The following is a 9246-nucleotide window of genomic DNA, read 5'->3' as shown; positions in this document are numbered from 1 at the left end:
TCTTCGGTCGTCACAACCCGATGCTGGACACCCTCCCTGCATGTCCGAAGCAGAACCGGCAAACCCAGCCGACTTCGGAACTACTCGTCTAGGGCTCGGGCTCCGGCTTCGGTACGGGCTCGGGCTCCGGCTTCGGTACGGGCTCGGGGGGCGTCGGCCTGCCCGGGCGGCGTGCCCGGCCACGCGCCCGGCGGTACGCCGCGCGCGTGAGGCGCGGGGCCTCGCCGGCCTGGCCGGCCGCTCCGCCGGAGCCCGACCAGCGCACTTTCCGCCGCTCGTACGGCAGTTCACTCCGAAGTTGTCAGACTGTCCGTCAATTGCCTTGGCATGACCGCTTCCCGTGGTACCTACCGCCTGGTATCACATCTGTGACGCACGTCACTCGTTGGAGGTGTCATGCTGCGCCCCACCCGCTCCATGTCCGTGGCCGCCCTCGCGGCCCTCCTGACCCTGACCACCCTCTTCACCGCCTCGTCCGCGCATGCGGCCGGTGTCAACTACGCCGCCCTCGGCGACTCCTACGCCTCCGGCGTCGGCGCCGGCAGCTACATGAGCGAGAGCGGCAGTTGCAAGCGGAGCACCAACGCGTACCCCTACCTCTGGAAGAACGCGCACGCCCCGTCGTCCTTCTCCTTCGTCGCCTGCTCCGGTGCGAGAACCGGTGACGTGCTCAACAACCAGCTCTCGGTGCTGAACTCCGGCACCACGCTGGTCTCCATCAGCATCGGCGGCAACGACGCGGGCTTCGCCAGCACCATGCAGACCTGCGTGCTGGACTCCGAGAGCGCCTGCCTCAACGCCGTCGCCACCGCGAAGAACTACGCCACCACCACCCTGCCCGGCCAGCTCGACCAGGTGTACGCGGCGATCCACGCCAAGGCCCCCAACGCCCGCGTGGTCGTGCTGGGCTACCCCCACCTCTACAAGGTCGGAGGCAGCTGCATCTTCGGCATCGGCGACACCAAGCGCGCGGCCATCAACAGCGCCGCCGACGTCCTGGACGGCGTCATCGCCAAGCGTGCCGCCAATGCGGGCTTCGCCTTCGGTGACGTCCGCGGCATCTTCACCGAGCACGAGATCTGCGGCTCCAGCACCACCTGGCTGCACAGCACCACCCTGCCCGTCGACGAGAGCTACCACCCGAAGGCCTCCGGCCACTCGGGCGGCTACCTCCCGGTGTTCTCCGCGCAGGCGTAACCCCGTCGAGCCGGCTCACGGGGGTCGGTTCGAGCGGCCGCCGGCCCCCCACCGCGAAGGCGGTAGGGGATCGGCGGGCTCGCCGGCCTACCGCCGCGGCGGGAACGGGATGTCCGCGAGCACCGGCAGCAGTTCCCGCTCCTCGTAGGCGAGATGGGCCTCCAGCTCGGCCGACAGCCGAGCCAGCTCGGCCCGGAACCGTTCGGGCTCGGCGACCGCGATGCCGGCGAGCAGCCCCACCAGCTCGTCCTTGAGCCGGCCGATCGAGCGGTGCTGCTCGCCCAGCCGGTCGAGCGCCTCCCGCAGGTGCGGGTGGCTGCTCGTCAGGGCCGGGAAGATTGCGGCGTCCTCGCCGGCGTGATGGTGGGTCAGCCCCTCGCAGAGCGCGAGGCAGTGCTGCCGGATCTGCAGACCGAGGCCCGGCGGCCGGCCGTCCCCGGCCGGACCGGCGGCGAAGTGCGCCTCGGTCTCCGCCCGGACGTGCCGCAGCTGGGACCGCAGCCAGGTGTGCGCCTCCAGCAGCTTGTCCGCGAGGCTGGTCACTTCGCGCCGCCCGGTCTCGGGCCGCTCCAGCACCACCACCGGCAGCCGGCGGGTGGTGTGGGCCTGGTAGTCACCGTAGCCGGGGGCGGCGCGCACCACCGCCTCGAACAGCCGGTCCCGCCGGGCACCCTCGGCCGGCACCGCGACCGCCTGGAACACCTCCGTTCCGAGCTCCACCCGCACCACCGGCCGGGCGAGCAGATTGCGGTACCACTGCGGATGGTCCGGTGCCCCGGCCGCCGAGGCGACCACCAGCAGCAGGCCCTCCGCCCGCACGTAGCCGAGCGGCACGGTGTGGTCGCGCCCGGACCGGGCGCCGGCGGTGGTCAGCAGGAGCAGGTCCCCGCCCGCGAACGGGCCGCCGACCCGTCCGGCGTTGGCGCGGAACTCGTCAATGATCGTTTGATTGAAGGACATGGGCATACGCCTGTGGATTCTCCGGACACGGGGGAGCGGAGGCCGCGGCGGCGCACCGGTTCTGGCGCGGCAGGCATCAGGACGAAGCGAGCGCGCGGGCACCGCCGCGGCCGCTGACGTCAGAAAAGGGGAGCGGAGTAGGTACTCATCGCGCATCGTCCCTCGGTGAAGGTGCCCGCTCGGCTGCCGGCCGGCCCACTGCTCTTTGGCCGACGCCGCGCTGCACGCCTCACATGACAGCACCCGTCCGCCTCGCCTGTCAACGACCAAGATCGCCGGGGAACCGGTGGCGGCCCGTGCGGGGGTGACGAATGGCCACGTCATGGAACGCATCGTGGGCCTGGACGGCGCGGCCGCCGAGCCGACCGCCCGGCGAGAAGCCGGTGGCGGGCCGCCGGGCTGACGGCCGGTCCGGTCACCTGGCGGGACGGGCTCGCCCGGTGGCCGCAGCCGCGAGACGGACCGGGCCCGGGTGGCGGACCCGGAGTTGGCCGGCCTCCAACTCGACGTCGGCGCCGGGGGCGAGGCCGGCCGTGGGCGTCGGACGTCCTGCGGGGCCGGTCCGCCGGTCCCCCTCTGGGAACGGCGGACCGGCTCCGGGTGGGTCAGCGCAGGTAGGAGGCCAGGCCGGCGGGCCTGAGGCCGGCCGCGTCGGCGGCGGCGAGCGCGCGCTGGAGGTCGGCGGCGAGGGTGTCGGTCCAGTGCATCAGCACGACGTCGCCGGGTGACAGGGTGCCCTCGTGCCAGACGTTGGAGGCGCCCCAGCTGAAGTCGGCGTCCGCCGTGAGGACGGTGCGGATGCCGCAGTTGGCGGCGGCCTGCAGGGTGTCGGCGTTCCAGGCGAAGTACGGCGGGCGGAAGACGACCGGGGCGGTGCCGAAGATCCGGGTCAGCGAGTCCCGCGCGTCGCAGATCTCGACCTGCTGCTCGGCCGGGGAGAGCTTGGTCAGGTCGGCGTGGGAGACGCTGTGGTCCTGGACGGACGAGCCGGGGGCGGCGGTGACGCGCCGGAAGAAGTCGGGGTCGGCGGCGGCCGGCATCGGCAGCGGGAAGGCGGTGATCGGCAGCCGGTGGTCGGTGATGAACCGCTCCGCCTCGGGGGTGCGCTGCCAGCCGTCGTCCACGGTGAAGAAGACCACCTTGTCGCTGGTGGCCACCGAACCGGAGGCCGTGGCGGGGGCGGGCGCCGGGCCGTCCACCCGGACGTCGTCGACGGCGAACGGGCCCTGCTGGTACCAGCCGTGGACGTACAGCCGGACGGTGCGGGCGGCCGGGCCGGTGGTGAACCGGGTGGTCAGCTGCTGCCAGCCGCCGTTGGTGGTCGCGGTCCAGGCGGGGGCGACGTCGCGACCGGTCCCGGTGGCGCCCAGGTGGACGTACGCGCCGCGGACCCAGGCCGAGGCGGTGTAGGTGGTGTTGGGCTGGACGGAGACGGTCTGGGCGCACTCGCCGTTGGAGTCGTCGTTCGCCGGGGTGACGGCGAGGGCGGATCCGCCGGAGTGCGGGGCGGCGGTGGTGACGCCCGCCTCGGCGGGGCCCCCGGTGCAGCGCCAGCCGGGGACGCTGCCCCAGTCGGCCAGCGAGGAGGCGGGGATCTCGAAGCCGGGGTTCGTGGCCAGGTTGACGGTGTTCGCGGTGGACGCGGCGGGTGCGGTGCTCGCAGCGGAGGCGGAGGCGGAGGCGGAGGCGGACGCCGGGGCGGCGAGGCCGCCGATGGCGAGCAGCGCGGCGGCGGCCGGCGCGAGCAGGCGGGCGGGCGCGAGCAGGCGTGAGGACATGGGCAGGCGTGAGGACATGGGCAGGCGTGAGGACATGGGCAACTGAGGACTCCTGCGTGGGGGGCCGTGGGGGCCGCGGTAGCCGTAGGGAGAACGAGGGAAACACGCCCGTGGGGAGGGCGGGTGGAACGGGTGGAGCGCTCCCCGAGGGGCGGGAGCCGTTGGCGTGCCGCACTCAGACCGTGGCAGAACAATGGACTGGACCACTGGGATCGTCAAGGGATGTCGGCGGATGACCGGTTCGCCGTCCGGCGGGCATCGGGCCGTCCCCGCCCGGGACGAGACGCACCATCAGGGCGCGTACAGCTCCTCGATGTCCTGCGCGTAGTACTCCGTGATCGCGGACCGCCGCAGCTTGAGCGAGGGCGTGAGGAGACCCTGGTCCATGCCGAACTCCCGTGGCAGCAGCCGGAACGCGCGGATCGACTCGGCCCGGGACACGGCGGTGTTGGCGGCCGCGACCGCGCGCTGGATCTCGGCGTGCAGCTCCTCGTCGCCGAGCACCGCCCAGGGGTCCGACTGCTCGCGCCCGTGCGTCTTCAGCCAGTGCGCCAGCGCCGGCGGGTCCAGGGTGATCAGCGCGGCCACGTACGGGCGGTCGTCGCCGACCACCAGGCACTGGGAGACCAGCGGATGCGTCCGGACCCGCTCCTCCAGGGCCCCCGGGACGAGGTTCTTGCCGCTGCTGGTGACGATCAGGTCCTTCTTGCGGCCGGTGATGGTGAGGTAGCCGTCCTCGTCCAGGCTGCCGAGGTCGCCGGTGCCGAACCAGCCGTCGTACAGCGCCTCGGCGGTGCAGCGCGGGTGGTTGAGGTAGCCGCCGAAGACGCCCTGGCCGCGCACCCAGACCTCGCCGTCGTCGGCGATGGCCACCGTGGCGCCGGGCACCGGCCGGCCGACCGTGCCGATCTTCTGCCGCCCGGCGGGGTTCGCGGTGATCGCGGCGGAGGTCTCGGTGAGGCCGTAGCCCTCGTACAGCTGAAGGCCGAGGCCGGCGAAGAAGAGCCCGAGCTCCCGGTTGAGCGACGAGCCGCCGCACATCACCCCGCGCACCCGGCCGCCGAGTACCGCCCGCAGCCGCGGGTAGACGGTCCGCTCGTACGTCAGGTGGCGCAGCCGCAGCCGGGGGCCCGGCCCGGGGCCGTGGCCGAGCGCGCGCTGTTCGCGGGCGGCGGCCCACTCGACCGCCACCTGCCGGGCCTGTTCGAAGAGTTCGCCGCGCCCGGCCTCCTCGGCGGCCCGCCGGGCGGCCTGGAAGATCTTGTCGAAGACGTACGGGACGACGTGCAGGAAGGTCGGCCGGTAGGAGGCCAGTGCGGGCAGCAGCGCCTCGGTGGAGACCTCCGGGATGTGCCCGATCCGGAAGCCGCCGCGGACCGCCGCGACCTGCACCATCCGGCCGTAGACGTGCGCGAGCGGCAGGAACAGCAGGGTGGAGGGCTGGCCGCCGCCGGTGTCCCGGAAGACGTCGCCCCAGCCGTCGAGCAGGGCGTCGGCCGCGGCGGCCAGGTTGGCGTGGGTGAGCAGGCAGCCCTTGGGCCGGCCGGTGGTGCCCGAGGTGTAGACGACGGTGGCGACGTTCTGCGCCGCGACGCCGAGCCGCTGGCGGTGGACGAGCGAGTCCGGCACCCCGCGGCCGTCCTCGGTGATCGCGGCGACGCAGCCCCGGTCGAGCTGCCAGATCCCGGTGAGGTCCGGCAGCGCGTCGCAGACCGCGCCGACCGTCATGGCGTGGTCCTCGTCCTCGACCAGGCAGGCCACCGCCTGGGTCTCGGCGAGGATCCAGCGGACCTGTTCGGGGGCCGCCGTCGGGTAGACCGGGACGGGGATCGCGCCGATCGACCAGAGTGCGTAGTCGAACAACGTCCACTCGTAGCGGGTGCGGGACATCAGGGCGACCCGGTCGCCGTAGCGGACGCCGCGGGTGAGCAGGCCCTTGGCGAGCGCCAGTACCTCGTCCCGGAAGGCGGCGGCGGTGACCTCGTGCCACTGCTCGCCGGAGTCGTCCCGGCGGGCCAGCTGGACCAGGCCGGGGGTGCGCTCGGCGGTGTCGTAGAGCGAGTCGGCCAGCCCGCCGCTGGCCGGAGGGCCGGCCGGGGCGGGGGAGCTGAACTCGCGCACCTTGCCCCCGATCCCCCGTTGCGGCTCCGCCTGCCTGCCGGGCCCGTACGGGTGGCCGGATCGGCGGTGCACGCTGACCGGTCGGGCAGGTGGAGCGAAACTATCGGATTGCTCTGTCACTGCCCAGGGTTGTGACGGTGACGCGACGAGATCGGCACATGCCGGTTGGGGAAGTGCCGTAGCGGGGAGGCGCGGCGCGGGGTGCCGAGCCGGGTGAATCCGGGGCGTCCGGGATGATCCGGACACGATCCGGGGGCGGTTCGGGAGGTGACCGCGCGTGAATCTGACGTGCTCCTGACGTGATCGGGGCGGGTCGCGGGGAGGGCGGGTTCGACCCTCGAACGAATGGTCAGGGCGTAGTAGGCTCTCGCAGACCTGCGGCCGGGGCCCCGGTCGGGCCCGACCGGCCTGCCGACCGTCCGTCCGCCGGACCGCTCCCGACCGAACGCTCCGACCGACCGCTCCGACCCGCTCCGACTACTCGACCCACCCGCTCGAACCGCTCCCCGTCCGCGCCTGGCACTTCCCGACCGAGGACTCCATGCGTCTGCGCAGCAGCTCGATCCGCGCGAAGATCATCGCGCTGCTCCTGGTGCCCATCGTCGCGCTCACCGCCCTGTGGGCCTACGCGACGCTCGCCACCACCGGAGACGTCTGGAGCCAGCTCGAGGTCAGCAGTACGTACAAGGAGTTCGGCACGCCGGTCGACCAGTACGCCTTCGATCTGCAGAACGAGCGCCGCGCCGCCGTCATGCGACTGGCCGACCCGGCCTCGCGGGCCAACCGGGACGCCTTCGAACACGCCCAGGCCGTCACCGACCAGCGGCTCGCCGCACTGCGGCAGAAGAAGGACGAGAGCGGCGGCAAGCTCGACGCCGCGCAGCGCGGCCGCTACGTGCAGATCCTCGCCGCCGCCGACCAGCTCCTCCCGCTGCGCGGCCAGATCAACCGCTCCGCGCTCAACTGGGAGTTCGCGCTCGGCCAGTACAGCGACCTGATCAAGCCCACCTTCGGCTTCCGGTCCGCCTTCGTCGCCCGCCAGAGCGGCCAACTGCCCCGCCAGGGAACGATCCTGATCGAACTGGCCCGCGCCCGCGAGTACCTCGCGCAGGAGGACGCGGCGATGGAGGGGCTGCGCACCGCCCCCGGCCGGCCCACCGCCGAGCAGTACCAGACCGCGCTGGACGCCCTGCACAACCAGCAGGCGCTGTTCACCGTCTACATCGCCGAGCTCGAACCGGCCGACCAGAGCGACTACATCGCCCTGCGCGGCGGCGAGGCCTGGGCGGCGCTGGCCCGGGCCGAGGCGGACTTCGTCGGCGCGGGCGGCCCGGACCGGGTGGTCCAGGCGATCAACGGCGACTCCTGGCGGGAGACGGCCGACCGGGCGCTGGGCGACCTCGCGGCGATCAACTCCCGCCTGGCCGTGACGATCGGCGACCGCGAGCACGCCTACGCGATCGGGCTGCTCTGGCGCGGCGGCATCGCCGGTGCGGTCGGCCTGATCGCCGTCGTGCTGTCGGTGGTCATCTCCTACCGGATCGGCCGCGGCCTGGCCCGCGAGCTGATCGGCCTGCGCAACGCCGCCAACGAGCTGGCCGGCACCCGGCTGCCGTCGGTGATGCTGCGACTGCGCAAGGGCGAGGCCGTGGACGTGGCGGTCGAGGCGCCGGAACTCGAGTTCGGCCCGGCCGAGGTCGGACAGGTCGGCCGGGCGATCAACGCCGTGCAGCGCGCCGCCGTCGAGGCCGCCGTCGAACAGGCCGAGCTGCGCCGCGGCGTCTCCGCCGTCTTCGTCAACCTGGCCCGGCGCAGCCAGGTGCTGCTGCACCGCCAGCTGACCCTGCTGGACACCATGGAGCGCCGCACCGAGGACCCGGCGGAGCTGGAGGACCTCTTCAAGGTCGACCACCTCACCACCCGCATGCGCCGCCACGCCGAGGGCCTGATCATCCTGGCCGGCGGCTCGCCGGGCCGGGCCTGGCGCAAGCCGGTGCGGATGGTGGACGTGGTCCGCGCCGCGGTGGGCGAGGTGGAGGACTACGCCCGGGTCGGCGTCCGGCCGTTCCCGGGCACCGGGCTGCTGGGCAGTGCGGTCGCGGACGTCACCCACCTGGTGGCCGAACTGGTCGAGAACGCCGCGGTGTTCTCCCCGCCCAACACCCAGGTGACCGTCCAGGGCGAGGTCGTGGCGCACGGCTTCGCGCTGGAGATCGACGACCGCGGCCTCGGGCTGAGCGAGCAGGCGCTCGCCGAGATCAACGAACGCCTCGCCGTGGAGCAGGAGTTCGACCTCGCCGACACCGACCGGCTGGGCCTGTTCGTGGTCAGCCGGCTGGCCCGCCGGCACGGCATCCGCGTCCACCTGCGGCCCTCGCCCTACGGGGGGACGACCGCGGTGGTGCTGATCCCGCGTGAGCTGCTGGCGGAGGCGCCGGACGGGCTGCCCGAACCGCCGTCGGGTGCTGCCGGGGCGGGTGCAGGGACCGGGCGGCGTCCGGCGGCCGGGCGGAAGGGCCAGCGCGACCTCGTCGCGGTGCCGTCGCTGGGCGGCCCGGACGGGCCGGACGGCGACGCTCCCGCGGCCGCGGGCCCGGACGTCCGCAAGCCCGGCGGCACCGGGTCCGGTCAGGGCGGGCGCCACCGGGTGACCGGCGGGCCGCGCCCGTCGGCGCCGGAACCCGCCCGCACCCCGGGCGGGCTGCCGCGGCGGTCCCGGACCAAGGGCGGCCCGGTGCTGGTGTCGGCGCCCACCGACGGGACCACCCCGGGCACCGGCCGGCACCGTCGCGAGGACCTGGCCGAGGCGACGCCGACGTCCGCCACGCCCGGCGCCGAGGACACCGCGTCCGCCGGCGCGCCGCCCGCGGGTCCGGCGGTCGCCGGTACGCCGTCCGCCGGTCCGACGGTCGTCGGCGCGCCGCCCGCCGGCCCCGGGGTGCTGCCGCGCCGGGTGCGCCAGGCGAGCCTCGCGCCGCAACTGCGCGAGCGCGCCGTGCAGGACGCCGGGCGGAGCGCCGACGGCAGCGACACCGTGCGGGAGCGCTCGCCGGAGGAGGCGCGGGCCGCCTTCACCTCGTTCCAGCGCGGCTTCACCCGCGGCCGCGGCGCCACCACCCCGCCGGCCGCGCCGCCCGCCGCCGCACCCGCCTGGCTGCCCCCGGACCCGGCCCGCCGGGCCATCGCCCCG

The 9246-nt window shown here is 74.5% G+C and carries 5 protein-coding genes; 2 read left to right on the top strand and 3 right to left on the bottom strand.

Features of this window, described 5'->3' with window-relative positions; all coding sequences use genetic code 11:
- Window positions 1-396: 396 nt before the first annotated feature.
- A complete protein-coding gene (locus tag ACFVHB_RS39425; RefSeq protein ID WP_380332720.1) occupies window positions 397-1197 on the top strand; it encodes an SGNH/GDSL hydrolase family protein in 801 nt (266 codons plus the stop codon).
- 87 nt (window positions 1198-1284) lie between these two features.
- Here the strand turns inward: ACFVHB_RS39425 and ACFVHB_RS39420 are convergent, their stop codons facing one another.
- From ACFVHB_RS39420 to ACFVHB_RS39410, 3 genes are all read right to left on the bottom strand, one after another.
- Window positions 1285-2163 (bottom strand): nitroreductase/quinone reductase family protein, encoded by an 879-nt coding sequence (locus tag ACFVHB_RS39420; protein ID WP_380332717.1) that lies wholly within the window; start codon window positions 2161-2163, stop codon window positions 1285-1287.
- 599 nt (window positions 2164-2762) lie between these two features.
- Window positions 2763-3935, bottom strand: coding sequence for a polysaccharide deacetylase family protein (locus ACFVHB_RS39415; RefSeq protein WP_380332714.1), 1173 nt, complete (start codon window positions 3933-3935; stop codon window positions 2763-2765).
- Between the two features lie 291 nt (window positions 3936-4226).
- Window positions 4227-6056 carry an AMP-dependent synthetase/ligase gene (locus ACFVHB_RS39410; RefSeq protein ID WP_380332711.1) on the bottom strand — a complete coding sequence of 610 codons (1830 nt, stop codon included), beginning with the start codon at window positions 6054-6056 and terminating at the stop codon, window positions 4227-4229.
- 541 nt (window positions 6057-6597) lie between these two features.
- Here ACFVHB_RS39410 and ACFVHB_RS39405 point away from each other — a divergent pair.
- Window positions 6598-9246 (top strand): nitrate- and nitrite sensing domain-containing protein (locus ACFVHB_RS39405; RefSeq protein ID WP_380332708.1); only part of this gene is annotated, 2649 nt, incomplete at its 3' end.

This window comes from Kitasatospora sp. NPDC127111 (assembly GCF_042677465.1).
In the GTDB taxonomy this organism is placed as follows: Bacteria; Actinomycetota; Actinomycetes; order Streptomycetales; family Streptomycetaceae; genus Kitasatospora.
The sequence above is the reverse complement of the archived record's forward strand: the minus strand, read 5'-3'. Positions and strand labels throughout refer to the sequence as shown.